This window comes from Tenacibaculum finnmarkense (assembly GCF_900239185.1).
In the GTDB taxonomy this organism is placed as follows: Bacteria; Bacteroidota; Bacteroidia; order Flavobacteriales; family Flavobacteriaceae; genus Polaribacter; species Polaribacter finnmarkensis.
The window spans coordinates 153,190-178,949 of record NZ_OENA01000023.1; the positions used below are offsets into that span (position 1 = coordinate 153,190).

General features: G+C 30.6%; 20 protein-coding genes. 8 read left to right on the forward strand and 12 right to left on the reverse strand.

What is annotated here, in order from left to right; translation table 11 throughout:
- The first annotated feature begins 58 nt into the window (after positions 1-58).
- The 3 genes from AQ1689_RS02955 (at position 59) to AQ1689_RS02965 (ending at position 3,511) form a co-directional block, all read left to right on the forward strand.
- On the forward strand, positions 59-1,495 hold the full coding sequence (locus AQ1689_RS02955; protein ID WP_101955128.1) for a sodium:solute symporter: 1,437 nt from the start codon (positions 59-61) through the stop codon (positions 1,493-1,495).
- A 40-nt stretch (positions 1,496-1,535) separates the two neighbouring features.
- Positions 1,536-1,697 carry a hypothetical protein gene (locus AQ1689_RS02960; protein WP_180947521.1) on the forward strand — a complete coding sequence of 54 codons (162 nt, stop codon included), beginning with the start codon at positions 1,536-1,538 and terminating at the stop codon, positions 1,695-1,697.
- Positions 1,698-1,801: 104 nt separating this feature from the next.
- Entirely contained in the window at positions 1,802-3,511 is a 1,710-nt protein-coding gene (locus AQ1689_RS02965; RefSeq protein ID WP_101955129.1) for an ATP-dependent nuclease, read from the forward strand.
- Between the two features lie 237 nt (positions 3,512-3,748).
- Here the strand turns inward: AQ1689_RS02965 and AQ1689_RS02970 are convergent, their stop codons facing one another.
- The 10 genes from AQ1689_RS02970 to AQ1689_RS03015 form a co-directional block, all read right to left on the reverse strand.
- Complete coding sequence (locus tag AQ1689_RS02970) at positions 3,749-4,006, reverse strand: DUF6952 family protein (protein ID WP_058885623.1); 258 nt, start codon at positions 4,004-4,006, stop codon at positions 3,749-3,751.
- A gap of 20 nt (positions 4,007-4,026) precedes the next feature.
- Positions 4,027-4,353, reverse strand: coding sequence for a thioredoxin family protein (locus tag AQ1689_RS02975; RefSeq protein WP_101955130.1), 327 nt, complete (start codon positions 4,351-4,353; stop codon positions 4,027-4,029).
- 82 nt (positions 4,354-4,435) lie between these two features.
- Positions 4,436-5,077, reverse strand: a complete 642-nt coding sequence (locus AQ1689_RS02980; RefSeq protein ID WP_101915949.1) for a peroxiredoxin — start codon at positions 5,075-5,077, stop codon at positions 4,436-4,438.
- Between the two features lie 144 nt (positions 5,078-5,221).
- Positions 5,222-6,385 (reverse strand): sigma-54-dependent transcriptional regulator, encoded by a 1,164-nt coding sequence (locus AQ1689_RS02985; RefSeq protein ID WP_058886293.1) that lies wholly within the window; start codon positions 6,383-6,385, stop codon positions 5,222-5,224.
- Positions 6,386-6,930: 545 nt separating this feature from the next.
- Entirely contained in the window at positions 6,931-9,591 is a 2,661-nt protein-coding gene (locus tag AQ1689_RS02990; protein ID WP_101955131.1) for a carboxypeptidase-like regulatory domain-containing protein, read from the reverse strand.
- 16 nt (positions 9,592-9,607) lie between these two features.
- Positions 9,608-10,453, reverse strand: a complete 846-nt coding sequence (locus AQ1689_RS02995) for a GLPGLI family protein (RefSeq protein WP_101915947.1) — start codon at positions 10,451-10,453, stop codon at positions 9,608-9,610.
- An 80-nt stretch (positions 10,454-10,533) separates the two neighbouring features.
- Positions 10,534-10,851 carry a hypothetical protein gene (locus AQ1689_RS03000; protein ID WP_101955132.1) on the reverse strand — a complete coding sequence of 106 codons (318 nt, stop codon included), beginning with the start codon at positions 10,849-10,851 and terminating at the stop codon, positions 10,534-10,536.
- A gap of 385 nt (positions 10,852-11,236) precedes the next feature.
- Positions 11,237-12,058 carry a mechanosensitive ion channel family protein gene (locus tag AQ1689_RS03005; protein WP_101955133.1) on the reverse strand — a complete coding sequence of 274 codons (822 nt, stop codon included), beginning with the start codon at positions 12,056-12,058 and terminating at the stop codon, positions 11,237-11,239.
- 99 nt (positions 12,059-12,157) lie between these two features.
- Complete coding sequence (locus tag AQ1689_RS03010; RefSeq protein WP_058885627.1) at positions 12,158-13,477, reverse strand: ABC transporter permease; 1,320 nt, start codon at positions 13,475-13,477, stop codon at positions 12,158-12,160.
- 6 nt (positions 13,478-13,483) lie between these two features.
- Complete coding sequence (locus AQ1689_RS03015) at positions 13,484-14,413, reverse strand: ABC transporter ATP-binding protein (RefSeq protein ID WP_058885628.1); 930 nt, start codon at positions 14,411-14,413, stop codon at positions 13,484-13,486.
- A gap of 191 nt (positions 14,414-14,604) precedes the next feature.
- On the opposite strand from AQ1689_RS03015, the gene AQ1689_RS03020 reads away from it, so the two are divergent.
- The 5 genes from AQ1689_RS03020 (at position 14,605) to AQ1689_RS03040 (ending at position 22,200) form a co-directional block, all read left to right on the forward strand.
- Positions 14,605-15,063, forward strand: a complete 459-nt coding sequence (locus AQ1689_RS03020) for a MarR family winged helix-turn-helix transcriptional regulator (protein WP_101915943.1) — start codon at positions 14,605-14,607, stop codon at positions 15,061-15,063.
- Between the two features lie 16 nt (positions 15,064-15,079).
- On the forward strand, positions 15,080-17,485 hold the full coding sequence (locus tag AQ1689_RS03025; protein WP_101955134.1) for a 3-hydroxyacyl-CoA dehydrogenase/enoyl-CoA hydratase family protein: 2,406 nt from the start codon (positions 15,080-15,082) through the stop codon (positions 17,483-17,485).
- Positions 17,486-17,512: 27 nt separating this feature from the next.
- On the forward strand, positions 17,513-18,703 hold the full coding sequence (locus AQ1689_RS03030; protein WP_101955135.1) for an acetyl-CoA C-acyltransferase: 1,191 nt from the start codon (positions 17,513-17,515) through the stop codon (positions 18,701-18,703).
- Positions 18,704-18,728: 25 nt separating this feature from the next.
- Entirely contained in the window at positions 18,729-20,525 is a 1,797-nt protein-coding gene (locus AQ1689_RS03035) for an acyl-CoA dehydrogenase family protein (protein WP_198913861.1), read from the forward strand.
- 415 nt (positions 20,526-20,940) lie between these two features.
- A complete protein-coding gene (locus AQ1689_RS03040; protein WP_101955136.1) occupies positions 20,941-22,200 on the forward strand; it encodes a hypothetical protein in 1,260 nt (419 codons plus the stop codon).
- Between the two features lie 73 nt (positions 22,201-22,273).
- Here AQ1689_RS03040 and AQ1689_RS03045 read toward each other — a convergent pair whose 3' ends face one another.
- Together AQ1689_RS03045 and AQ1689_RS03050 are read right to left on the reverse strand one after the other, a co-directional pair.
- Positions 22,274-23,452, reverse strand: coding sequence for an AIR synthase related protein (locus AQ1689_RS03045; protein ID WP_101955137.1), 1,179 nt, complete (start codon positions 23,450-23,452; stop codon positions 22,274-22,276).
- An 82-nt stretch (positions 23,453-23,534) separates the two neighbouring features.
- The gene (locus AQ1689_RS03050; protein ID WP_101916000.1) at positions 23,535-25,718 is read right to left on the reverse strand and encodes a glutamine synthetase III family protein; all 2,184 of its coding nucleotides are present in this window, start codon (positions 25,716-25,718) and stop codon (positions 23,535-23,537) included.
- Positions 25,719-25,760 lie beyond the last annotated feature (42 nt).

Genomic DNA, 25,760 nt, shown 5'->3' on the forward strand with positions numbered 1-25,760 from the left:
TGAATTACGATGCACAAAATTAGTACTTTCGTAATTCATAATTTTTTAATTAAATTACATGCAACCACTACATATATTGCTTCTTATTATTGCCTATTTTGGGGTTTTAATGCTCATTTCATACTTTACAGGTAAATCGGCAAATAATGCTACTTTTTTTAAGGCTGACAATTCCTCTCCTTGGTATTTAGTTGCCTTCGGGATGGTTGGCGCTTCACTCTCTGGCGTTACTTTTATTTCCGTTCCTGGCTGGGTTGAAGGGCAGCAAATGAGTTATATGCAAATGGTTTTTGGCTATGTGCTAGGGTATGCCGTAATTGGTTTGGTGTTACTTCCGCTTTATTATCGCTTAAATTTAACCTCTATTTACACCTATTTAGAAACTCGTTTTGGGCGATATTCTTATAAAACTGGTGCTTCTTTTTTCTTATTATCAAGAACTATTGGTGCGGCTTTCAGGTTGTTTTTAGTAGCCAATGTTTTACAATTAATTTTGTTTGATGCCTACGGAATTCCATTTTGGCTAACCGTAACGATTACCATTTTATTAATTTGGTTATACACTTTTAAGGCAGGAATCAAAACCATCGTTTGGACAGATACTTTACAAACATTATTCATGCTAATTTCGGTAGGTATTTGTATCATCATGATTAAAGACAGCCTACAAATTGACAGTTTATTTAGCTATATATCTGAAAGTAAATCGGCTAAAATGTTCTTTTTTGAGGATATAAAAGCAGGAAATTATTTTTGGAATCGGTTTTTATCAGGGGCATTTATAGCTATTGTAATGACAGGATTAGACCAAGATATGATGCAAAAAAACTTAACCTGTCGTAATTTAAAAGATGCTCAAAAAAATATGTTTTGGTTTACGATTGTTTTAGTAATCGTTAATTTTTTCTTTTTAGCTTTGGGAGTTTTACTGACAGATTATGCAACTATTAACGGATTAGACGCACATAAAGACCAATTATTTCCGATGATTGCCATGAGTGGTAATTTAGGTTTAGTAACTTCTTTATTCTTTTTATTAGGATTAATTGCCGCCGCCTATTCAAGTGCCGACAGTGCTTTAACCTCCTTAACCACCTCTTTTAGTATTGATATTTTAGAGATTGATAAAAAAGAAGATCATCAGCAACAAGAAAAAACCCGTAAGAAAATACACATTTTATTTTCATTTATATTAATCGCAACTATTTTAGTTTTTAAATATTTTATTGCAGATGCCAGTGTAATTGCTAAAATATTTCAATTTGCGGGCTATACTTATGGTCCTTTATTGGGGTTATATGCCTTCGGATTATTTACAAAACTGACTATTAAAGATAAATTTGTTCCTATCATTTGTATTGCATCGCCTATTCTTACTTTTTTAATAAGCCACTTTAGTAAAACACAATTCAATTTCGACTTCGGATTTTTCGTATTAGTTTTAAACGGACTGCTTACTTTCTTCGGATTATTAATGATAAAAACATCAAAATAAATTAAAATATTTCTTTTAAAAAAAACATATAAAATATAAAATGCCTAAAAAAGGAAAAGCCAAAAACACGGCAAACAAAGCAAAACATACCCGTTTAATGAAGCAAAAATTAAACAAGGTAAAATTAGAGAAATTACAAAACAAAGAGCGTTTAAAAGCTTTGGTTAAAAAAATGAATGAGCAGAAGAGTGTGGAAGAATAAGTTTGCCTAATTTCATTTGTTTTCTACCTGTATTTTAATAACTTAGCTAATATTAAATTTCAGTTATTAATATATTATAAGCAAACTAAATAACCACATAAACAATGAGAATTTGTAATATAAAAATTGAAAATTTTAAAGCATTCGAAATCTTAAATTTTGAATGTAATAGTAATTTTAATTTTATCGTAGGAGAAAATAATATAGGTAAATCAACACTATTAGAAGTTATCCTTTTATGGAAAAGCTCTTTTGATAAACTTATTCAAACTAATGGAGAAGACTTCTACGGAGCAAACACTCCATGTTATTTAGAGTTTGATAAATTATTTTTTCTAAGATTAAGAAATGATAACGACATTTTTAATAAAAGTGCGAAAAAAAAACTTTCAATCACGATATCTTTTAAACATGGAGAAGATATTTACCCCTTAAAAATTACGCTTGAAAAACCAGGTAATATATCTAATTCATACTTTAGAATAAAGTATGATATTGACTTATTTAATTCATTCAAAAATAAAGAAATAGAATTAGGATTAAGCCTAAAAGATGCCATTTTTGTTTATCATACTAGACCAATATTTCATTCAATTAAAAATGAAGCCTTTTACAATAATGCACAATTGTTGAAAAAAATTTCACTAGGTAAATCACATGAAGTAATCAGAAACAAAATTTTAAAATCAGAAAATCCTGACACCAAATTTCAAGCCTTACAAAACCGCTTAAATAATGTTTTTAAGTCAAATTTTAAAATTCGTTTTAAAAACAAAAATAGGCAAGATGATGAGTTTGTACGTATTACTATTCAAGAGCAAAATAAAAAAGAAATTGAAATATCTCTAATGGGCAGTGGTATGCTTCAGATTATAGAAATTTTCTCAACTCTTGAGTTTATAAATAGAAAAGAACATTGTGTTAATATCTTACTTATTGATGAACCTGATTCTCATATCCATTCAAACCTTCAAGCTAATTTATTAGATGAGTTAAAAACTAATACAAATTATCAAACTTTTTTAATATCACATAATGACAGACTAATAAACAAAGCAGATGAGGGTGAATTATTTTTTCTTAATTCATTAACAATAAGTCAAGGTTTAATTTCTAGTATGCCAAAAAGCTGTTATTCATCCGTAGGTAACGAACTAGCACAAAACCTATTATCTCTTGCGGATATTGAAAGACAAAAAATAATAATTATTACTGAAGGAAAAACCGATAAAAACATATTAGAAATAGCTTTTAAAAAATTAAATAACGGAGAAGAATCTCCTTATCATATAGTGTCATCTGGGTTAGATTTAGATGAACAAAAAAGATCTGGAAATGCCGACACTGTAAGAAGAACTATTGAATTTATATCTACTATTTCAAATAACTTAAAATTAGTCGGTCTTTTTGATAATGACAGGGAAGGAAATGAGCAGTTCAAAGGCTTAAATAAAAATATATTTGAAGAATATATTCCAAACTCTATTATTAGAAAACATAAGGAAAAAATGATTTTCGGACTGTTATTACCAGTCACGGATGAAAAAAAGGAATTCATTACTGATAACATTACTCAAAGGTATTTTGTAATGGAGCATTATTTTAGTAATGATTTTTTAAATATTCATAATATGAAAGGTGATAATATTTTAACAACAAATGTTTTTGAAATAAGCGGTAATAAAGTTCAATTTTCAAATGATATTGACCAAGCAAATCCTGTTGAATTTGAAGGTTTTAATATTTTATTTAACGAAATTGACGCATTATTCAATGAAGTTAATATACCTGTCTTAGAATTAAATATAAATTAATACTCTAACAACCTGTTTAAATTCCATTTAAAAACGTTTTATCCCTGAAAAATCGAATCCGTCAAACTGAATTTATTTCAGTTTCACATTCTGATTTGCCCTATTTCTTCACTTTATGTGATTCTGAAATAAATTCAGAATGACGATAATTTGGTTTTTATTTCATTTTTAAACCTGCTTTAACAAAAAAATCCCAAGCCATACAGCTCGGGATTTATTATCTTTTAAACAATAGTATTATTTATCAATAGATCCTAAAACACGCTTCATAAAAGTATTCAACGCTTCTTTTTTAGGAGTACCGTCTTTTATCATTTTATCAACCTCGATAGCTCCGTACATATTGGAAATTAACTCACCAATAACGTCTAATTCTTCATCTTTTAAAGATGAAACCTCTGTTAAAGCCTCTAATGTTTCAATAGTTTCTAGTACATAATCTTGATCGTTTTGCTCAATAAAAGAAGTCAAATGTTTTATTACTGGTAATTTCATAACGCTATTTTAATTTAAAACTATACAATCTCTTTAACTTCTTTAACCTCATTAATTAACTCTTTTAAAGAATCAAATTTATTGGTTTGTACTTGATTTACAAATTTACCATCTACAAAAGTAGCAAAAGTAGGTAACTTACTTACATCGGCTAATTTTCTGCTTTCTGGAAATTTTTCCGCATCAACAACTACAAAAGTAATTTCTTCATTTTCCGAAGCTAATTTTTTAAATTTTGGCTTCATTATACGACAATTACCACACCAAGTTGCTGAAAATTGTACCGCTACTTTTTTGTTGTTTGCTACTAAATTTTCTAAATTATCTTGACTTAATTCTTGTACCATAATTATAAGTTTTTAAGAGAAAGGAGTTCGTGCATATAATCCCCCAATCAGTACACGAACTGAGCCCTTTCATTATATTGTATTAGTGAGATGCTAAATATGCAGCAGTTCCTTTTGCATTTGGTTTCATAGCATCTTTACCTTCTTCCCAGTTTGCAGGACAAACTTCTCCGTTTGTTTGAACGTGTGCATACGCATCAATTAAACGTAAAAATTCGTTTACATTACGCCCAACTGGCATGTGGTTGATTCCTTCATGAAATACCGTTCCTTCTTCATCGATTAAATAAGTAGCTCTGTAAGTTACGTTATCACCAACTACTTGTACCGTTTGAGTTGCTTCGTCAAAAACCTCATCAGTAATATCTAAAATACCTAAGATTGATGATAAATTACGGTTGCTATCTGCTAATAAAGGATACGTTACACCTTCAATACCTCCGTTATCTTTTGGCTGATTTAACCATGCAAAGTGAACCTCAGGAGTATCACAAGAAGCACCAATTACAACCGTATTTCTTTTTTCAAATTCTCCTAAAGCAGCTTGAAAAGCATGTAATTCAGTAGGGCACACAAATGTAAAATCTTTTGGATACCAAAATAACAATACTTTTTTCTTGTTCTTTACAGCCTCTTCTAATACATTTACTTTAAATGTATCACCCATTTCGTTCATTGCATCTACACTTAAACCTGGAAACTTTTTACCTACAATTGTTGACATTTTTTTATTTTTTTATTGATTATTATTCGTTTTCACAAGTACAAATATACCAAGCAAAACAACTATAAAATAAAAAACTTGATCCTAATTTTTTATATCATCATCAAGTTTTCTTATACTTAATTAGTTTATAATTGCTTTATCTTATTTACTAGCAAATAATTTTACATCCTTTTCAGAAATTTCTTTTTCACCTAAAATAATTAAACGTTCTACGACATTTCTAAGCTCACGAATATTCCCTGTCCAGTCATATTCTTGTAATAATTTAATTGCTTGTTTTGAAAATGCTTTTTTAGGAGTTCCTTGTTCATCAGAAATTTTTGAAGTAAAAAAATCTATTAATAAAGGAATATCTGTTCTTCTATCGTTTAACGAAGGGACTTTAATTAAAATAACGGCTAAACGATGGTATAAATCTTCTCTAAAACGTCCTTCGGATATTTCTTTTTTCAAATCTTTATTCGTTGCCGCTACAATTCGCACATTTACTTTTATATCTTTATCTGAACCAACACGTTGTATTTTATTCTCTTGCAAAGCTCTTAATACTTTAGCTTGTGCCGATAAACTCATATCGCCAATTTCATCTAAAAAAATAGTTCCACCATTTGCAGCTTCAAATTTCCCTGCTCTGTCTTTATTTGCTCCTGTAAAAGAACCTTTTACATGCCCAAACAATTCACTTTCTATGAGTTCCGATGGAATAGCTGCACAATTTACTTCAATCATTGACGCTTTTACCCTGTCTGATTTTTCGTGTAACCAATGCGCTACTAATTCCTTTCCTGTTCCGTTAGGTCCGGTAATTAAAACACGAGCATCGGTTGTTGCTACTTTTTCAATAATTTCTTTAATATGGGTAATCGCATCACTATCGCCAATCATTTGGTAGTTTTTACTTACCTTCTTTTTTAAGCGTTTATTTTCAACAACAAGCGCTGTTTTATCTAACGCATTACGAACAGTATTTAATAAACGGTTTAAATCTGGTGGTTTTGAAATATAATCAAACGCCCCCAAACGCATGGTATTTACTGCGGTATCTAAATCGCCATGACCAGAAATCATTACCATTGCTGTTTCAGGCTTTATTTTTTTAGCCCTTTCTAATACCTCAACACCATCCATTTTTGGCATTTTAATATCACATAAAACCAAATCGTAGTCGTTATTTTTAATCATTTCAAGACCAATTAAGCCATCTTGGGCTTCCGATACTTGATAGGCATCATTTTCTTCTGAAATAATTTTTGTTAAAACTCTACGGATTGCCGCTTCATCTTCTATTATTAATATTTTGCTCATATTTTTCATTTTCTATATGGTTATCAAGATACAATAATCAAGCTATTAAATCATTTTGTTGCAGTATATTTTTATTATTAGGATGCTAAAATTATTACAACTGATTACTTGCAATTTTTACTATTTAAATTACGATTCAATTGTATTGTATTTTTTCGGCTTTATATTTTGAATTTACATATTACTAAAACTGATTGATAATTATGTATATTTAAGTTTATACTTTTATGTCTTGTTTTAAAAGAATATTGTTTTTGTTTAAAGCATTTATAAATAATATCTACTCTTTTAAGCTAATCTGACAAGAATTTTATTTTAATAACACTGAAGTATTCTGGCGAGTTTCGTTTGGGAGTCATTCAAAAGTAAGTATGGAAATTTTGAAAATAGGACAAAGTTGCCTTTTTTGTAAAATGATAAATAATACAATTTACAGCCATTGCCAGAGCTAAAATGCTAAAATACAGTAAAAAACGGAAAACCCATTACGGAAAACAAAACGAATCACTCCTCATATATTTAACTACTCTTATGCCTATTAAGAATTAAAAACTATATTTTATTTTTAATAATATAAATCTTGGCAATAATTTGTATTCAATCTTTGAAGTACTTACATCGTTTATTGAATATTTATTAAAATTTTTAATATTTAATAAATTTTTTCCTGTGAGCCCTACATTTAATTTTTTGTATTTTTTAAATTTATAATTGACTTCAAAATCCGAAAAATAATATGCTGTATTTACTTTTGAATTACCAAAAAGATAACGTTCATTTTTTATTTCAAAAGTTAAATTATTATCAATTCTAAATAATAAATCTAAAAAACTAACATTACTTAGTGCCTTAAAAATGTTTGTATTTACTTTTGTTCTGCTTCTAATCCATTTTGTTCCTATATGGTAATTAAAAACTCCATTAAAACCTGAGCGCAATTCTAATTGGTAATTATAATTATTTGTAATTATGTTTCTTTGTTTAGAGTTGTTTACTGTATTATTAAATTTACTTTTTGAATAGTTTAAGTTTAGTCTAAGATTAGACGCTAAGCTTTTAAAATAATATTCTATTTTATAGCTAACATATAATACGTCGCTATTTTTTGATATGGTTTTTTCATACTGATAAAAATTTTGAGTTACCTGTGCATTTGTTGAAAAAAAATCATGGTTCTTTTTATAAGTGATAAAAAAATCTGTAAAAAAGCTACTATTCCAATTTCCTAATTGATAATTAAAAGTAACATTAGAAGCTTCTAATTGATTAAATGCACCTGTTCCTTTAGAAAAATAACGGAAACCTTTTAATACATAACCGTTATAAACATCTAAAATATTTGCATTTTTAGTTGTGTATGAATAGGATAACCTCACGTTATTTTTTTTGTTAACTACCCAATTAAGAGCTATTTTAGGATTTATAAAGAAGGGGGTATTTTTACTTGTTTTTGTTCTATTTTTTAATTGATTAAATATGGTATGTATTTCTAAGTTCCCTATCAAATCAAAATTATCAATTTTATATACATATTTTCCTTTTAAATATGTGTCGTTTATTTGATATGATGTTTTATTTTGATATCCTTTTGGAGTACTTAAAAGAATATTTTCTTTTAATAATGAAAATTTAGTATTTAATATATCAGTACGATATTGATTACCTACTTGAAGTTCTAATAAGTCTTTGTTTTTTTTTCTATTTAACAAATGTGCATTAAAACCAATAAATTGCATGTGATTATTGGCTGTTTGTTTTACATTATTTCCTTTAGAGAACTTAGGTAGTAGATTTTGATAAAAAAACTGATTTGTACGATACTTTTGAGGAGCTTTTTTATCTATAAAGCGCCCTGTTAATAAAAATACTTTGCTTTTATTTATTTTATTGGTGCACACTATTTTCTCATCAAATAAAGTGTATTTATTTTCTAAGTTTTGAATAGTTGAATTTCCATTAAAAATTAAGTCCGTAACACTACCTTCAACATTACTGCTGTATTTTGTAGTACTTTTTATTTTTGCTTTTTTAGATATATTGTAAAAAAAATCAACCTTAGCGAAAGTTGTTCTTTTTTGATTTCTAAATTTTTGCTTTTCATAATTTGTAAAACTAAGCTCCTTGGTATTTATACTTGTTGTACTGCTATTAAACAAATCTGTTTTATCCCAATTAACAAAAGCAAGAGTTTTTATTTTTATTTTTTTTGTTATATTAACAATTGTATTTAATGACACCAATTTTGAATTATTAAAATTGGTTCTACTTTTTTTAAAATCAGTTACAGGAGCAGCTATGTTTAATACATTATAAAACTTTTGTGTATCGCCAATACTTATTTCGTCTTGACGATATGGAGCTATTAAATTTAATATATTCCCTGTAGCATTAAAACCAACAGTATTAAAATTGGTTAAAAGATAATGTTTACTTTTTTTACCAAAATTCATTAAATTAGTTTTTAAGTTATAAAAACTACTGTTTCCGATACCAGAATTAGCTTCTACATTTCCAAACCAAACTCGTTTAGCTTTTTCATTTAATTTTAAATTTAATGCTATTTTATTACTTTCTTCAATTCCTTTTAAGAGGCTATTATTTGAATAATTTTTAAGTACTTCTATTTCATCAATAGGATCTGATGGCATGTTTTTAGATAGAATTTGATAGCCTCTTTCAAAGAAATCTTCTCCATCAACCATTAATTTATCTATTTCTTGTTTACCTACCTTTATGACCCCATCATTATCAACCGTTATTCCTGGTATTTTTTTCAATAAGTCTTCAATACTTTGCTCATTTCCTTGTTTAAAACTTGATGCTTTATAACGAATTGTATCATTCTTAATAACAATTGATTTTTGAGCTTCAATGAATACCTCATTTAGTTGTAAAGTTTCTTCAATTAAAATAAAATTTTTGTTTTTTTTTATATTTAAACTATCTATAGCTACTGAAACAGCCTTATACCCTAAAGAGGTCACTTTTATGTATAGCTTTTTTTTTGATGGTACACTTATTTGATATTCACCTTTTTGATTGGTGCTTGTATATGCTACAATTTTTTTTGTTGTATTTTCTTTTATTAAAATATTACCGTAAGCAATAGGGTTATTTTGTATGTCTTTAACAGTACCTTTTAATAGTTTTTGACTATTAACTATAAGTACTTGAAAAAAAAACAGAAGTATACTTATTTTATTCATTTAGTATATGTAAAATTTACAATTTACTCTTGTTTTTTTTAGCTCTTGCTTTTGCAATTTTTAAGATTCTTTTTCTTCCAAAAATTTCTAAATTCTTACCTTCAACACTACACCCCATACATTCTGGAATAAAAGAACTACTACTTCCTTGACCTCTTTTACTATCGTATTTTTTAATATCCTCAATAATTAATCGTTCATCTTCTACAATATATTGATTAATTGTCATGGCATTTTTAAGATTTTTTATGTCAAAAGGAATTTTACATTTCTTTTTTGTGCTAACATCAACTTTTACTGCTATTATTTGCCATAATTTTTTTGAATCGTATACCTCTAAAATAAGCCCTGGTAATCCTTTAAATTTCCATGGACCGAATGATGAAGCTATTTCTGTAGTAAACCAAGCAATAAATGTTCTTCCTCTAAACCTAATACTGGCATTTTGGCAAGTAAACTTCCCTATCTTTTTAGTTTCTCCTAATAATTTCCATCGCCAACCAAAAGCATTTTCTTTAATAGTTAATGTTTTAGCCCAACTTGTATCTGAAAAAAAAGTTTCTTTTTTAGTAGCATAGACATATTCATCATCTTTATTAGGCGTTTCTACCAATGTAATAACAACATCTTCATTTATATTATTTAAAGCTGACTCGTCTATATCTTTTAAATAAGGCTTTGCTTCTTTACCTGTAATATACTTAGCATAAGAGGCTTCTTCATTAAACATTGTGGTTAAAATAGTTTGATAAAATAAGCTAATGTTTGATGTTTCTTTATAAACTACTTTACCACAAATGCTTTGTGAATTACTAGTATAGATACTACAAAACAATACTATGATACTTATGTGTTTTTTCATTATATTTTTTTTATAAAAGCAGTTTGCTAATAAAATTTAGCAAACTACCTTTAGTTTTATTTTCTTTAAGATGTTACCTCTTAAAGTAATTTTACTCCAGCACCTTTTTCTTCAAATTTAACAGGGTGAGTAGGAGCAAGTATTTTTTCATCTAACGGCACCGGTAAATACTTTACAACCACACCACTACATGTTTCTCTTCTACAGAATGTCCACTTTTTTTTACCACCAACTAATCTATATCTGCAATGAGTTATGGTACAAAATTCTGTAATAGCTACTTCTTCTTTAGATTCAACAGCCTCAGTTTTCTTCGATGCTTTTTTAACAGGATTACCTGCATACGTAAATACACCTGATATAAGTACAAATACGAAAGTAATTAATAAATTTTTCATTTTATATTCATTTTAATTAAACACTTACTCTTTTAAGGCTTTTCAGTTTCCACCTAATTTGTTGCAACAAATGTTTTGATACGTAAATATATATATATATATACTGAAAACTAAGTACTTTTATTAAGTTAATTTAATTGAATCTGAAATCTTTTAAAATTTTTGTTAACCTAAACTTGCTTTAAGTTCTCTTTCTTAATACCTGACTCTATGAGTGATGAGATTCTGAAATAAATTCAAAATGACACTTATTCTTCAATATCATTAAAAAAATTGTTGATACTTTGTTAAAAACAGATTAATTAATAACCTCATAATGAATATATTTGCTATTAGTAGACCTTATAAAATTAAGGCGCTGAAAATTCCCTTACAATAACATTTATTATCTTATAATATGAATATCTCGCTGTGGAAACGGAATTGAAATATGGTGTTCTCTAAATAGTTCATCAATTTTAAAACGCAAATCACTTTTAGGTATTTGTGCCTGAAAACTATCATTTAAAGTGAATATTAATTTAAAATCTAACGAGCTGTCTCCAAAATTTTCAAAAATTACTAAAGGAGCAGGATGCTGATATACCTTCGGATGTTCGGTTGCTGCTTTTAATAATAATTCTTTTACCAATTGAACATCGCTACCATAAGCAACCCCTACTTTTACACTTTCACGCGTTGTAGTACCGTTTTGCGTCCAATTATACAGGCTACTTGTTAAATATTTATGATTCGGAATTACCAGTACTTTATTATCAATAGTTACCGCACGGGTGGTTCTTAATTTTATCTCTTCTACCCTACCTACTTTATCATCTAACTCAATAATATCGCCTACATGTACACTTTGATCTATAATAATAAAAATACCTGATATTATATCTTGAAAAAAAGTTTGCAATGCCAAACCAACTCCAATTAATAAGGCTGCTGAAGCTGCAAATATAGCTGTTACATTTACGCCTAATGAATTTAAGGTGGTTAAGAAAATAATAATATATAACAACCAACTAGCAAAAGAAAAAACAGTGCTAAACTTGTTTTCGTCTTCATTTTGAAGTCTTTTTTTAACAAATTTCTCAAAATATTTTAATAAAAAAGATGCCAAAATTAGTATAACTATTAGCATTAAAACTGCTTTAATACTAATGCCTATTTCTTTGTTAAATTGAAGCGTATAGTTCAATATTTTATTCAATTCTTTCATGGAACTAAAATTATAATAAATTGTTCATTTTAGCCACAAAAAAAGCAGTTATTTTAATAATAACTGCTTTTCATATTTAATTAATTTAGTGCATCGATTTTAACTACCGTAACGCATCCATTTCCATAAATCTTTATAGGTTGGTTTTTTACCATACATTAAAATACCTACTCGGTAAATTTTTGCAGCAACCCACACAATTGCTATAAAACTAAGGACTAACAATAGCATTGATAACGCAATTTCCCACCAAGCAACACCAAAAGGCACACGCATTAGCATTACAATTGGCGATGTTAACGGAATATAAGAAAAAATTACAGAAACAGGACCATGTGGGTCATTAACCACCGTAAAAGCACCCACATAAACAGCTAACATTAAAGGAAGCATAATTGGCGTCATAAATTGTTGCGTATCGGTTTCGTTATCTACTGCTGCTCCAACAGCTGCAAATAAAGAACTGTACAGCATATATCCTCCTAAAAAGTAAAATATAAATAAGAAAAATAAGGTAAACCAAGGTAATTTTCTGATTTCTAAAAATAACTCGGCTTTATTTCCCATTAATGCTTGCATTTTTGCCACTTGATTGGCATCAATATCTTGCGAAAAAACCTGTGAAGTATCAATTCCTATAAATAAAGAAACGACGACAGCTCCAAGTAATAATAAAACTCCCCATATAAAAAACTGTAACAATCCTGCGGCTCCGTTTCCTACAATTTTACCCAACATTAATTGAAAAGGCTTTACTGATGATACAATTACCTCTACAATCCTACTGGTTTTTTCTTCAATAACACTACGCATTACCGATGTTCCGTACAAAATCATAAACATCATTAATAAATAACCAGCAATGGTTCCTACACCAATTTTCATGTTATTAATCATTTTTGATGATTTTTCACCCGAAAAATTATACATTTTTATATCCGAAGAAATTTTAGCGGCTTTTATTTTTTCTAAATTAATGCCTAATTCCTTCATCTTTAAATTTCGTAAATGCGTATTTACGTTGCGCTCTATGTTTTCTATGGTATTTAAACCTGGCGTATCTTTTGAATAAAATTCTACTGAATTTGCCAACAATTCTAAACTATCTTGTTTGGGGATAATTAAAACACCAAAATGATCGCCTGCTTCTACTTTCTTTTTAGTTTCTTCGATGCCAAAAGTGGTAAAATCTTTGTATTTTATAGTTTCGGTATCTTTAAAATTATCTTTTGAAAAAATACCTGAATTATCGACATATACAATGTCTTTAATTTTCTGATCGTTTTGTTTCATCAAAAAAACAATCAACGCCATCATGGCAATCATTATTACTGGGCTTAAAAAAGTCATCATAATAAATGACTTATTTTTAACCTTCGCTTTAAATTCTCTTGCTATTATTAATTGTAACTTACTCATTTTCTTTTAACTATTTTTACGTATTGACTCAATAAAGATATCGTTGGCGGTTGGTATTAATTCTACAAAATGTTGCACCTGTCCTTGGGTGGTTAAAAATGACAACAAATCGTTTGCTGAATTTCCTTGGGTTAATTGTATTTTTAATTTCAAACCGTCATTTAACAATTTAAAATCGGCAGGTAAAACCTTAAAGTTTTCTTTTAATTTTGCTTCTACTTCGGATGGGTTTGCCGTATTTACACCTACTTGAAAGGTATTTGTTCTAAATTGACGCTTAATATCGTGTAATTTACCGTCTAATATTTTGTTTGATTTATGAATCAAGGCAATTTCATCACACATTTCTTCTACCGATTCCATTCTGTGAGTCGAAAAAATAATGGTTGCCCCTTCGTCACGCAATTGCAAAATTTCTTTGGCGATTAGTTGTGCATTTATCGGGTCGAAACCAGAAAAAGGTTCATCAAAAATTAATAATTTAGGCTGATGCAATACTGTAACAATAAATTGTACTTTTTGCGCCATTCCTTTTGATAATTCTTCTAATTTTTTATCCCACCAGCTACTAATTTCAAATTTATCGAACCAATATTTAAGGCGTTTTTTTGCTTCGGATTTAGTCATTCCTTTTAACTGTGCCAAATACAAAGCTTGCTCGCCTACTTTCATTGATTTGTATAAACCACGTTCTTCGGGTAAATATCCGATGTGTTCTATATGATGTGGCGCTAACTTTTCGCCATCTAAAATAACTTCACCGCTATCGGGCATGGTAATTTGATTGATAATTCGAATCAACGATGTTTTTCCTGCTCCATTAGGACCCAATAAACCGAAAACACTTCCTTTTTCAATACTAAGCGATACATTATTTAACGCCGTATAATCGCCATAACGCTTTACTACATTTTTAATTTCTAATAAATTACCCATTCTTTTTATCGTGATTTTTTTTTAGTTATTTTTTTAAGCTTGTAACACAAACTTACATATTTTTATACGGATTAGTCATAAGTTTACGCCAAACGTTACACTTTACGTAAATGTTAAATTTACTATGCACGCATAATTTTTACAAAAAAATACTATGCACGCATAATAAATTTCTGTATCTTTGGACGAACATGGATAAAAATAAATCAATCGATCATCAATTAAGAGCCACTTGGCAAGCTGTTGCAAAAATGTACAATGAGCAAGCTGCAAAGCATGACAGTACCATGGCAACTGCTTTTGTATTATTAAATATCGATTTTGAAACAGGAACTCCTTCCACCGCACTAGGTCCTTTAATGGGCATGGAACCAACAAGCCTTTCTCGCTTATTAAAAACAATGGAAGACAAAGGCGTTATCTGCCGAGAAAAAAATCCCAATGACGGAAGAAGCGTAATTATTAAGCTGACCGATCATGGTAAGGAGATGCGTAAAATTTCAAAAGGACATGTGTATCAGTTTAACAATCAAGTAAAAAAACATATTACTGAAGAAGAACTAAACCTTTTCTTTAAAGTAACATCAACCATAAACAAACTTATTACAGAAAAGAAGGTGTATATTGATGCCAACAATAAAACTGTATAAAAAAACCTAAAAACAAATGACAAGAAGAATTAAAAAAGTAGCAATTATCGGTTCGGGGATTATGGGAAGCGGTATTGCATGTCATTTTGCCAACATTGGCGTTGAAGTCTTATTATTAGACATCGTTCCTAGAGAACTTAACGACAAAGAAAAAGCAAAAGGACTTACGTTAGAAGACAAAGCTGTTCGTAATCGTTTGGTTAATGACGCTTTAACGGCTTCTTTAAAATCGAAACCATCGCCAATTTATACTAAGGAGTTTGCTAGTAGAATTACTACAGGTAATTTAGAAGACGATATCGCCAAAGTTGCCGATGTTGATTGGATTATGGAAGTTGTTGTAGAACGATTAGATATTAAAAAAATCGTTTTTGAAAAATTAGAAAAATACCGTACTCCTGGTACGATTATTTCGTCAAACACTTCAGGAATCCCTATCAAATTTATGAACGAAGGACGAAGCGAAGATTTTCAAAAGCATTTTGCTGTAACGCACTTTTTTAATCCTCCACGTTATTTAAAATTATTTGAAGTTGTTCCTGGTCCTGATTGTAAACAAGAAGTTACTGACTTTTTAATGGAGTATGGTTCTAAGTTTTTAGGAAAAACGTCTGTTTTAGCCAAAGATACGCCTGCTTTTATTGGAAATAGAATTGGAATCTTCGGAATTCAGTCTTTATTTCATCAAGTAAAAGAATTAGGTTTAACCGTTGAAGAGGTTGATAAATTAACAGGCCCTGTAATTGGTCGCCCAAAATCGGCAACTTTTAGAACGGTTGATGTTGTTGGTTTAGATACTTTAGTACACGTTGCGAACGGTATTTACGAAAACTGCCCGAACGACGAAGCACACGATTTATTCAAATTACCAGGTTTCATCAACACTATGATGGAAAATAAATGGTTAGGAAGTAAAACTAAACAAGGTTTTTATAAAAAAGTTGTAAACGCTGAAGGGAAGAAAGAAATTTTGACGTTAGATTTAGAAACGATGGAATATCGTTCTAAAAAACGTGCGAAATTTGCTACTTTAGAATTAACAAAAACTATTGATAAACCAATTGACAGATTTAAAGTGTTGGTTGGCGGAAAAGATAAAGCGGGAGAATTTTACCGTAAAAACTTCGCAGCAATGTTTGCGTATGTTCAAAATAGAATTCCAGAAATTTCTGACGAATTGTATAAAATTGACGATGCCATGAAAGCTGGTTTCGGTTGGGAAAACGGGCCTTTCGAAATTTGGGATGCCGTTGGTATCGAAAAAGGTATCGAATTAATGAAAGCCGAAGGAAACCAACCTGCTGCTTGGATTAGCGAAATGGTTGCAAATGGGCAGAAATCTTTTTATGCTATTAAAGAAGGAGCTACCTATTTTTATGATATTCCTACAAAAACTCAAACTAAAAAACCAGGGCAAGATGCTTTTATCATTTTAGATAATATCAGAAAAACAAAAGAAGTCTTTAAAAATTCTGGCGTTGTTATTGAAGATTTAGGTGATGGTATTTTAAACTGTGAATTCCAATCTAAAATGAACACCATTGGTGGCGATGTTTTAGCAGGATTAAACAAAGCAATTGATTTAGCTGAAAAAGATTTCCAAGGATTAGTTGTTGGTAATCAAGGTGCAAATTTCTCGGTTGGCGCAAATATCGGAATGATATTTATGATGGCTGTTGAACAAGAATATGACGAATTAAACATGGCGATCAAGTATTTTCAAGATACCATGATGCGTATGCGTTATTCTTCAATTCCTACTATTGCTGCGCCTCACGGAATGTCGTTAGGTGGTGGTTGTGAATTGTCATTACATGCCGATAAAGTGGTTGCCGCTGCTGAAACTTACATGGGATTAGTAGAATTTGGTGTTGGAGTTATCCCTGGTGGTGGTGGTTCAAAAGAAATGGCGTTGCGTGCTTCGGATACGTTCCATACAGGAGATGTTCAATTAAACGTATTGCAAGAATATTTCTTAACTATTGGTATGGCTAAAGTAAGTACTTCGGCACATGAAGCTTTCGATTTAGGCTTATTACAAAAAGGAAAAGATGTTGTTGTAGTAAACAGAGAGCGTCAAATTGCACAAGCTAAAAAACACGCCGTATTAATGGCAGAATCTGGTTATACACAACCTGCACTTCGTAAAGATGTTTTAGTTTTAGGAAAGCAAGCCTTAGGTGCTTTTATGGTCGCTACCGATTCTATGCACGCAAGTAGATTTATATCAGAACACGATCAGAAAATCGCTAATAAACTAGCGTATGTAATGGCTGGTGGAGATTTATCAGAACCAACAAGAGTTTCTGAACAGTATTTATTAAACCTAGAGCGTGAAGCATTTTTAAGCTTAACAACAGAGCGTAAATCATTAGAACGTATTCAGCAAATGTTGAAAACAGGAAAACCATTACGTAACTAAAGTTCACTCTAAAACATCTACAGAAAAATGAAAACAGCATATATAGTACAAGGATATAGAACCGCTATCGGAAAATCAAAAAAAGGGGCATTTCGCTTTAAAAGAGCCGATGAATTAGCAGCCGAAACCATTGAATATTTAATGGAAAAGTTACCTGATTTCGATAAAACTCGTATTGACGATGTTATTGTTGGTAACGCAATGCCTGAGGGTTCACAAGGATTAAATATGGCGCGTTTAATTTCTTTAATGGGATTAAAAATTGATGACGTTCCTGGAGTAACAGTAAATCGTTTTTGTTCATCAGGATTAGAAACTATCGGTATGGCAGTGGCTAAAATTCAGTCAGGAATGGCAGAATGTATTATCGCTGGTGGTGCCGAAAGCATGAGTTCTGTACCAATGACAGGTTTTAAACCAGAATTAAATTATGATGTAGTTGCCGATGGGCATGCTGATTATTATTGGGGAATGGGAAATACTGCCGAAGCGGTTGCTGAAAAGTATAATATTTCTCGTAAAGATCAAGATGAATTTGCGTTAAACTCACATTTAAAAGCATTAAGAGCGCAAGCTGAAAATCGTTTTCAAGATCAAATAGTTCCTATTGAAGTTGAAGAAACTTATGTTGATGAAAACGGAAAAAAAGCGACAAGAAAATATACGGTAACAAAAGATGAAGGTCCTCGTAAAGGGTCAAATATTGCTGGTTTAGAGCGTTTACGCCCTGTATTTGCTACCAACGGAAGTGTTACCGCTGGTAACTCATCGCAAACAAGTGATGGTGCAGCATTTGTAATGGTAATGAGTGAAGATATGGTTAAAGAATTAAACATCAAACCAATTGCTCGTATGGTAAGTTATGCCGCTGCTGGTGTACCGCCAAGAATTATGGGAATTGGTCCTGTTGCAGCAATTCCAAAAGCATTAAAACAAGCAGGATTAAAGCAAGAAGATATCAGTTTAATTGAATTAAACGAAGCTTTTGCATCGCAATCATTAACGGTAATTAGAGAATTAGGTTTAGATGCAGACATCATCAATGTAAATGGAGGTGCTATCGCTTTAGGACATCCTTTAGGGTGTACAGGTGCTAAATTATCAGTACAATTATTTGATGAAATGCGCAAACGTAACATGCAAGGAAAATACGGTATGGTAACCATGTGTGTAGGTACTGGGCAAGGTGCTGCTGGTATTTTCGAATTCTTAAACTAAACTAACAATTAAAACAAAACAAAAAATGGCAGATTTATTAAGAGGAGGTCAATTCCTTGTTAGAGAAACAAAGTGTGAAGACGTTTTTACTCCTGAGGATTTTACCGAAGAGCAAAAAATGATGAAAGAAGCGGTTGGTGAATTTAACGACCGTGAAATTATCCCTCATAAAGCACGTTTTGAAAAGAAAGATTACGCATTAACCGAAGAAACCATGCGTAAAGCTGGTGAATTAGGGTTTTTAGGTGTTTCTGTTCCTGAGGCTTACGGCGGATTAGGAATGGGCTTTGTTTCTACCATGTTAACCTGTGATTATATTTCAAGCGGAACAGGTTCTTTTAGTACTGCTTTCGGAGCGCATACAGGTATTGGAACGATGCCAATTACTTTATACGGAACCGAAGCTCAAAAACAAAAATATGTTCCAAAATTAGCAACAGGAGAATGGTTTGGTGCTTACTGTTTAACAGAACCAGGTGCTGGATCGGATGCTAATTCAGGAAAAACAACTGCTACCCTATCGCAAGATGGAACGCATTATAAATTAAACGGACAAAAAATGTGGATTTCAAACGCAGGTTTTTGTAACGTTATGATTGTATTTGCTCGTATTGAAGATGATAAAAACATTACTGGTTTTATCGTTGAATATGACAAAGACAATAACAATGGTATTGTTTTAGGTGAAGAAGAGCATAAATTAGGAATCCGTGCTTCTTCTACCCGTCAGGTATTTTATAATGATACTATTGTGCCTATTGAAAATATGTTATCGGCAAGAGGAAATGGTTTTAAAATTGCCATGAATGCCTTAAATGTTGGGCGTATTAAATTAGCTGCTGCTTGTTTAGATTCTCAAAGAAGAATTACCACTACGGCAATTAATTACGCAAATGAGCGTAAGCAATTTAAAACGGCTATTTCTGAATTTGGTGCTATCAAAATGAAATTAGCCGATATGGCAACCAATGCCTATGTAGGAGAATCGGCATCGTACAGAGCTGCTAAAAATATTGAAGACCGTATTGCTTTACGTGAAGCGGAAGGAAATACACATCAAGAAGCGGAATTAAAAGGTGTCGAAGAATATGCCATTGAATGTTCTATTTTAAAGGTAGCTGTTTCTGAAGATGTACAAGCCTGTGCTGATGAAGGAATTCAAGTTTTTGGTGGAATGGGATTCTCGGAAGAAACTCCTATGGAATCGGCTTGGAGAGATGCTCGTATTGCTCGTATTTACGAAGGAACGAACGAAATTAACAGATTACTTTCTGTTGGAATGTTGGTTAAAAAAGCGATGAAAGGTCATGTAGATTTATTAAATCCTGCAATGGCTGTTGGCGAAGAATTATTAGGTATTCCTTCTTTTGATACGCCTGATTATTCTGAATTATTTGCTGAAGAAAAAGAAATGGTTGCTAAATTAAAGAAAGTTTTCTTAATGGTTGCCGGATCTGCAATTCAGAAATTTGGTACAGAATTAGAGCAGCACCAACAATTATTAACCGCGGCTTCTAATATTTTAATTGAAACTTATATGGCAGAATCTGCTATTTTGAGAACCGAAAAGAACGCTAAACGTTTTGGTAAAGATTCTCAAAAAGAACAGATTGCAATGACGCAATTATATTTATATAATGCGGTAGATATCATCATTAAAAACGCTAAAGAAGGTATTGTTTCTTTTGCAGAGGGTGATGAGCAACGCATGATGTTAATGGGCTTAAAACGTTTTACAAAATACGCAAATCAGCCAAACGTAATTGGATTACGTAACATGATTGCTGAAAAATTAAAAGCAGAAAATAAATACTGTTTCTAAATAAATAAGATATCAAGGCAGTAACTGTTTTGATATCTTATATAAAAAATCTTCTAAAACTCTTCATAATAAGTTTTAGAATTTAGTTGTTTGTTTAAAAGGTCGTCAATTTATTTTGACGACCTTTTTTTTATTGAAGGAATTTAAAGTTTTAATGAGGGTGTTTTAAATTTCATCTAAAAAATATATCATAAAAATAAGAACTCGAATCCGTCAAACTGAATTTATTTCAGGTTCGCATCCTGATTTATCGTAGTTCTCTGTTGATGCGATGCTGAAATAAATTCAGCATAACGTTTATCTCTTTTTAAAAAGACTTTATTTAAAATTTAAAACAGGTTCTAATTATTTTTTTGTAGTTTTAAAGAATTGGAAAAGATTCTGTACCTAATTAATTTACTATAAAGAAAAAATAATGATAGTTAAACCCACTACAAAAATATTTCAAGATTTTGATATTCAAAGTTTCATAACAACTTCAAAACTTATAGAGATATTAGAAAAAAGAAATGAATTCAAAGAAAAACTACTTTCGGTTTTTAATATTGAAGAAAACGTTATAAAAATAATTCAAATTGGTAATTCAAAGCAATTAATCAATGCTATATTAGAAATAGATACTAAATGTCATAAAATAGATATAAATTCAAAAATAAAAGATATACACTTAAAAAAATTACTAAAAGAAGAAAAGGCAGAATTTGAAATTGTCAATATAACCGACAAGTATATCTTTAACCATAATAAATCTGATATATTTATCGGAGAAACAGCTTATTCAGCAAAGAGTGATTTATTAGAGTACTACAATTTCAGTAGATTTGCTAATTACTGTAGAGATAACAATTTTAATGATTTAATTGATACCATTAAAAAATACCTCATCGATAAAAATATTGAAAATGAAGAAACAAAAAAATTAAGATTAATTCATAAATTCGAAGATAATAAGTATTATATACGTGCATTAACTTCGATAAGTGGCTATAAAGATTTTGGTCTTAATTTTTCGGTATTTGTTGCCTTAGTCACTTTAAATAATTACAGGAAAAAATCTAATAATGGAATTTATATTGATAAATTTAAAATTGATGATTCCTATATTTATGTTTCATTTGCGTTAAATAATGAAATACCTATTGATGATAAAATTTCTCTTTCGTTTAATTTAATTTTAGAAAATGATGAAATTAAACAAAAATCAGTTTCTTTTAATGGGGTTTTTAAATTAAAATGGGAAGAAAATGATGAAAAGAGTGAGCTCTTTTTAAAACCACCAGGAATTAAAAAAGACAATAAACCCAATCCCGTAGATTTATTAACATATCAACATAGAGGTGAAGTACAAGGTGTTTTTGATAAAATTCAAGAATTACCTAATTTAATTGATTTCTTTATTAGACAAGTAAGTGAAGATGCCAAAAAAATTTCGAATATTTCACATCATGATCATGTAAAGAAATTTATAATAGATAAAATTAAAGATTCTAGAAAACCTCAAATTAACGTTTACAAACCTAAAATTTTAAAAAAATTAACAAGTATTTCTGTCGATAATACTTTTCAATTATTTGAACTATTAAGAGAGGTCGAAGATTTGTTTGAACATGACGATATTATTTCTATAAATTTTTGGAGAACGAATTTGTACGAATTATTAATTAACAAAAAATAACACTCTTTATCCTCCCACAAAAAAAAGCCTCCGTCAAACGGAGGCTTTTTTCATTTATATAAAACACTTTTAGTTAATAATTAAAAGTACCAAACTCACTATTTATAGTTAATTTTTTAGTTTCAGAAGCTTCTACCCTACCTACAATTTGTGCATTTACATTGTACGATTTTGAAATCGCTATAATATCGTCAGCAACTTCTGGCGATACATAAATTTCCATTCTATGCCCACAGTTAAATACCTGATACATTTCTTTCCAATCTGTTTTTGATTGCTCTTGTATCAACTTAAATAAAGGCGGAACAGCAAACATAGTATCTTTTATAATATGCAACTCATCAACAAAATGTAAAATTTTAGTTTGCGCGCCACCAGAACAATGAATCATTCCGTGAACCGTATCAGCATTAAATTTCGATAAAATCTCTTTAATAATAGGTGCGTATGTTCTTGTTGGCGATAACACTAATTTACCCGCATCGATTGGCGAATTTTCAACAGCATCTGTTAATTTCATTTTCCCAGAATACACTAAATCCGCAGGAACAGCCGCATCAAAACTTTCAGGATATTTAGCTGCTAAATAGTTATCAAAAACATCATGCCTTGCCGATGTTAATCCATTAGAACCCATTCCACCGTTATACTGTGTTTCATAAGTTGCCTGCCCGAAAGACTCTAAACCAACAATTACATCGCCAGCTTTAATGTTTGCATTATCAATAACATCGGTACGTTTCATACGAGCTGTTACGGTAGAGTCTACAATAATTGTGCGTACTAAATCACCAACATCGGCAGTTTCGCCACCTGTTGAATGAATAGTTACACCAAAACCTTTTAAATCGTCGATTAACTCTTCAGTTCCGTTGATAATTGCTGATAAAACTTCTCCAGGGATTTTACTTTTATTACGTCCTATTGTGCTAGAAAGTAGTATATTATCGGTTGCTCCAACGCATAGTAAATCATCAATATTCATGATTAACGCATCTTGTGCAATTCCTTTCCAAACAGAAATATCGCCTGTTTCTTTCCAATACATATAAGCTAATGATGATTTTGTTCCTGCACCATCGGCGTGCATTATTAAACAATAATCTTCATCATTGGTTAAATAATCAGGTACAATTTTACAAAAAGCCTTTGGAAACAACCCTTTGTCAATATTTTTTATAGCATTATGAACATCTTCTTTAGATGCCGATACGCCTCGTTGTGCGTAGCGTTTAGATACTTCGTTACTCATGTGTTATGTTGTTGTTAATTGCAAATTTAACAGAATTCAAAAGGGTTTCCTATTTAATTTTTAGTTAATTGTTTTTATTGTTTTATCTGATAAATAATAATTCTCTATATTTTGTTAAAGGCCATAAATTATCATCTACTAATAATTCTAACTTATCACAATGATAACGGATTTCATCAAAAAACGGTTTTACTTTATTACAATAATTATCGGCATTTTTTTGCCCAAAAAATTTGTTCGTTTTTTTACGTTCTTCGGTCATTTTTTCAATTTTAGAATTGATTTCAGCAAGATGCCCCGATATTTTTTTAATTAAATCAAGCTGTTCTTTAGCGTATTGCTCAAAGCCGTTTCCAAAAATTTCTTTCAAGCCTTTTACATTTTCGATTAAGGTGTTTTGATATTGAATAGCCGTAGGAATTACATGATTCCTGGCAACATCTGCTAAAACTCTACTTTCAATTTGAATTCGTTTTGAATACTCTTCTAATTCAATTTCATGACGAGCAACCACCTCTATTTTATTCATCACATTCATCTCTTCAAAAAGTGAAATTGATTTTTCTGATATTTTAGCTTTTAAAGCCTCAGGCGTTGTTTTATGATTGCTTAATCCGCGTTTTTTAGCTTCTTTTTCCCATTCAATTCCGTAGCCATCACCTTCAAATCTAATTTTTTTAGATGCCTTTATATATTCTCTTAATACATTAAAAATAGCTTCGTCTTTTTTCAAACTTTTTGCCTCTATTAAGGTATCTACCTCAATTTTAAATTCTTTTAGCTGTTTTGCTATAATCGTATTTAAAACTGTCATCGGTCCTGCACAATTAGCCCACGAACCAACGGCACGTAATTCGAATTTATTTCCTGTAAAAGCAAAAGGAGATGTTCGGTTTCTATCGGTATTATCTAATAATATTTCTGGAATTTTACCGACAATATTTAATTTTAAATCTGTTTTTTCTTGAGGCGATAATTTTCCTTTGGTAACGTTTTCTAATTCGTCTAATACTTCGGATAATTGCGAGCCAATAAACACCGAAATAATTGCTGGTGGCGCTTCATTTGCTCCTAACCTGTGATCATTACTAGCACTTGCCATCGATGCTCTGATTAATTCTTCATAATCATGAACTGCTTTAATAGTATTTACAAAAAAGGTTAAAAACTGTAAATTTTTCATCGGAGTTTTTCCTGGGCTCAATAAATTAACACCTGTATTTGTTTCTAACGACCAGTTATTATGTTTCCCTGAACCGTTAATTCCTTCAAAAGGTTTTTCATGAAACAATACTTTAAACTGATGACGTTGCGATACTTTTTCCATCACATCCATTAATAATGAATTGTGGTCAACCGCTAAATTAGCTTCTTCAAAAATAGGCGCTAACTCAAACTGATTCGGTGCTACTTCATTATGACGTGTTTTTACAGGAACACCTAATAACATACATTCTTGCTCTAAATCGCGCATAAAACTCAGTACTCTATCAGGAATTGACCCAAAATAATGGTCATCTAATTGCTGTCCTTTTGCAGGAGAATGCCCTAAAAGTGTTCTTCCTGTCATCATTAAATCAGGGCGTGCAGCAGCTAATGCAGTATCAATTAAAAAATACTCTTGCTCCCAACCTAAGGTTGCACTTACTTTTGAAACATTCTTATCAAAATATTTACAAACTGCGGTTGCCGATGTATCAACAGCTTGTAAGGCCTTTAATAAAGGCGCTTTATTGTCTAAAGATTCGCCAGTATAAGCAACAAAAACTGTTGGAATACACAACGTTGTACCATACACAAATGCTGGCGATGTAGGATCCCAAGCCGTATAACCACGAGCTTCAAAGGTGTTTCTTATCCCGCCATGCGGAAAACTAGATGCATCAGGTTCTTGCTGTACCAATTGCCCACCATCAAAACGCTCCATAGCGCCACCGCCTTCAATAGTTTCAAAAAAAGCATCGTGTTTTTCCGCCGTTGCCCCCGTTAATGGCTGAAACCAATGCGTATAATGAGTCGCATTTTTAGACAGCGCCCAATCTTTCATACTTACCGCAATTTGATCGGCAATTTTTCTGTCAATTTTAGTTCCAAATTCAATGGCATTCATCACACTTTTATACGCATCTTTTGTCATATACTGACGCATTGCTTGTTCGTTAAAAACATTTTTCCCAAACAATTCTGAACGACGCCCTTTTTGTTCTATAAAAACAGGTTTTCTGTGTAAAGTTTCTTTTAAAGCGCTAAATCTTAAAGTTGACATAATATAAAGTGTGAATTTGAGGTCAAAAATACATAAATTTAT

Coding starts and splice junctions, on each gene's coding strand:
- AQ1689_RS02960 (WP_180947521.1), top strand. CDS start 1,536: ATGCCTAAAAAAGGAAAAGCCAAAAACACGGCAAACAAAGCAAAACAT.
- AQ1689_RS02955 (WP_101955128.1), top strand. CDS start 59: ATGCAACCACTACATATATTGCTTCTTATTATTGCCTATTTTGGGGTT.
- AQ1689_RS03045 (WP_101955137.1), bottom strand. CDS start 23,452: ATGAGTAACGAAGTATCTAAACGCTACGCACAACGAGGCGTATCGGCA.
- AQ1689_RS03030 (WP_101955135.1), top strand. CDS start 17,513: ATGAAAACAGCATATATAGTACAAGGATATAGAACCGCTATCGGAAAA.
- AQ1689_RS02990 (WP_101955131.1), bottom strand. CDS start 9,591: ATGAATAAAATAAGTATACTTCTGTTTTTTTTTCAAGTACTTATAGTT.
- AQ1689_RS03005 (WP_101955133.1), bottom strand. CDS start 12,058: ATGAAAGAATTGAATAAAATATTGAACTATACGCTTCAATTTAACAAA.
- AQ1689_RS03000 (WP_101955132.1), bottom strand. CDS start 10,851: ATGAAAAATTTATTAATTACTTTCGTATTTGTACTTATATCAGGTGTA.
- AQ1689_RS02985 (WP_058886293.1), bottom strand. CDS start 6,385: ATGAGCAAAATATTAATAATAGAAGATGAAGCGGCAATCCGTAGAGTT.
- AQ1689_RS02975 (WP_101955130.1), bottom strand. CDS start 4,353: ATGGTACAAGAATTAAGTCAAGATAATTTAGAAAATTTAGTAGCAAAC.
- AQ1689_RS02965 (WP_101955129.1), top strand. CDS start 1,802: ATGAGAATTTGTAATATAAAAATTGAAAATTTTAAAGCATTCGAAATC.
- AQ1689_RS03025 (WP_101955134.1), top strand. CDS start 15,080: ATGACAAGAAGAATTAAAAAAGTAGCAATTATCGGTTCGGGGATTATG.
- AQ1689_RS03035 (WP_198913861.1), top strand. CDS start 18,729: ATGGCAGATTTATTAAGAGGAGGTCAATTCCTTGTTAGAGAAACAAAG.
- AQ1689_RS02970 (WP_058885623.1), bottom strand. CDS start 4,006: ATGAAATTACCAGTAATAAAACATTTGACTTCTTTTATTGAGCAAAAC.
- AQ1689_RS03010 (WP_058885627.1), bottom strand. CDS start 13,477: ATGAGTAAGTTACAATTAATAATAGCAAGAGAATTTAAAGCGAAGGTT.
- AQ1689_RS02980 (WP_101915949.1), bottom strand. CDS start 5,077: ATGTCAACAATTGTAGGTAAAAAGTTTCCAGGTTTAAGTGTAGATGCA.
- AQ1689_RS03020 (WP_101915943.1), top strand. CDS start 14,605: ATGGATAAAAATAAATCAATCGATCATCAATTAAGAGCCACTTGGCAA.
- AQ1689_RS02995 (WP_101915947.1), bottom strand. CDS start 10,453: ATGAAAAAACACATAAGTATCATAGTATTGTTTTGTAGTATCTATACT.
- AQ1689_RS03040 (WP_101955136.1), top strand. CDS start 20,941: ATGATAGTTAAACCCACTACAAAAATATTTCAAGATTTTGATATTCAA.
- AQ1689_RS03015 (WP_058885628.1), bottom strand. CDS start 14,413: ATGGGTAATTTATTAGAAATTAAAAATGTAGTAAAGCGTTATGGCGAT.
- AQ1689_RS03050 (WP_101916000.1), bottom strand. CDS start 25,718: ATGTCAACTTTAAGATTTAGCGCTTTAAAAGAAACTTTACACAGAAAA.